At 68.9% G+C, this 1959-nt stretch carries 2 protein-coding genes and 1 pseudogene; all 3 read left to right on the forward strand.

The window, feature by feature from the left end:
* A partial coding sequence (locus AB0J09_RS63615; RefSeq protein WP_360714067.1) for a tetratricopeptide repeat protein occupies positions 1 to 390 on the forward strand: 390 nt, incomplete at its 5' end.
* Positions 391 to 399: 9 nt separating this feature from the next.
* Entirely contained in the window at positions 400 to 1029 is a 630-nt protein-coding gene (locus AB0J09_RS63620) for a cytidylate kinase-like family protein (RefSeq protein WP_360714069.1), read from the forward strand.
* Positions 1030 to 1084: 55 nt separating this feature from the next.
* A pseudogene (locus AB0J09_RS63625) lies at positions 1085 to 1959 on the forward strand (NAD-dependent malic enzyme); the annotation flags it as partial.

Raw genomic sequence — 1959 nt, forward strand, 5'->3', positions numbered from 1 at the left:
GCCGAGCAGGCCATCGAGAACGGCGACCTCGACGCGGCGGCGGCGGCCTACCAGCGGCTGCTGGCCCGCGCGCCGGGCAACGAGGACGCCAAGATGGGTCTCGCCGGCGTCAACCTGATCAAGCGCACCGAGGAGGCCGACCCCGCCGCCGTCCAGCGACGACTGCAGGACCCGGCCGACATCGACGCGCAGCTGCTCGCCGCCGACCTGGAGATGTTGTCCGGCTCGGTCGACGAGGCGTTCGACCGCGTCATCGCCGTGGTCAAGCGCACCTCGGGCGACGAGCGAGACAAGGCCAGGCGTCACCTGCTCGGCTTGTTCGACGCGTTGCCGGCCGAAGACCCATCTTTGGCGAGAGCACGTAGAGCTTTGGCAAGCGCACTGTTCTAACCTGGGTCTATGCGGGTCGTCACCATATCCGCGACATACGGCACGGCCGGCAGTCAGATCGGCCCGGCCGTCGCGGAGCGTATCGGTGTGCCCTTCGTCGACCGCGCCATCCCCAGCGCCGTGGCCCAGGAGCTGGGCTGCACGCTCGAGGAGGCGCTGGCCCACGACGACCGGGCCGAACACGGCCTCGGCAGGCTGCTCTCGGGAGCGATGCGGCTGCCCACGGTCACATTCGGCGGCGTGGACATGTACGTGCCGGGCGCGATGCCGCTCGCGCCCGAGGAGTTCGTCCGCCGTACCGAACGCATGCTCAAAGACATGGCCCTCGATCAGGGCGGGGTGTTCCTCGGCCGGGCGGGGGCCGTGGTGCTGGCCGACCACCCGGGCGCGCTGCACGTCAGGCTCGACGCGCCGGTCAAGCGCAGGATCCGGCAGACGGCCACGCTCGGGGGGATGAGCGAGCGCGAGGCCCGCAAGATCATCGAGGACAACGACCGCGCCAGGGTGGCCTACGTGCGCCACTTCTACAGGGTCGATCCGACGGATCCCTGTCAATATCACCTGGTCATCGACAGCACCACGATCCCCGTTCCGACATGCGTCGATCTGATCGTCGCGGCGGCCGAGGCACTGGATTGACCTGGGGAGCCCTATCATGGGGGAATTCTTGGTCAGTCCCGAAGGAGCGATTGACGTGGCGACCGTCCCGAGTGTGTCGTACTCCATCACTGTGCGTCTCGAGGTGCCGGCCGGCGGCAAGGCCGTCAGCCAGCTCACCCACGCCGTAGAGTCGGCAGGGGGTGTCGTCACCGCCCTCGACGTGAGCAACGCGGGCCATGAGAAGCTCCGCATCGACGTGACCTGCGCCGCCAGGGACACCGACCACGCCCAGACCATCGTCGACCAGCTCGAGGCGGTCGAGGGCGTCGTCATCCACAAGGTGTCCGACCGCACGTTCCTCATGCACCTCGGCGGCAAGATCGAGATGAAGTCGAAGGTGCCGCTGCGCAACCGCGACGAGCTGTCCATGGCGTACACGCCGGGCGTGGCGCGCGTGTCGATGGCCATCGCGCGCAACAAGGAGGACGCCAGGCGCCTGACCATCAAGCGCAACACGGTGGCCGTCGTCACCGACGGCTCGGCCGTGCTGGGGCTGGGCAACATCGGCCCCGAGGCCGCGCTGCCGGTGATGGAGGGCAAGGCGGCGCTGTTCAAAAGGTTCGCGGGCATCGACGCCTGGCCGATCTGCCTCGACACGCAGGACGTTGACGAGATCGTCCGCACGGTGCAGGTGATCGCGCCCGGGTTCGGCGGGATCAACCTGGAGGACATCGGCGCGCCGCGCTGCTTCGAGATCGAGCGGCGGCTGCGCGAGCTGCTCGACATCCCCGTCTTCCACGACGACCAGCACGGCACGGCGATCTGCGTGCTCGCCGCCCTCACCAACGCGCTGCGGGTCGTCAACAAGAGCATCGAGAACGTCAAGATCACCATGGCGGGTGCGGGACACGTACCCCACGAGGGCGTGCCGCCCGGCGAGCATCGCGATGGCCTTGACCACGCCGGTCA

This window comes from Nonomuraea sp. NPDC049784 (assembly GCF_040659615.1).
Lineage (GTDB): Bacteria > Actinomycetota > Actinomycetes > Streptosporangiales > Streptosporangiaceae > Nonomuraea.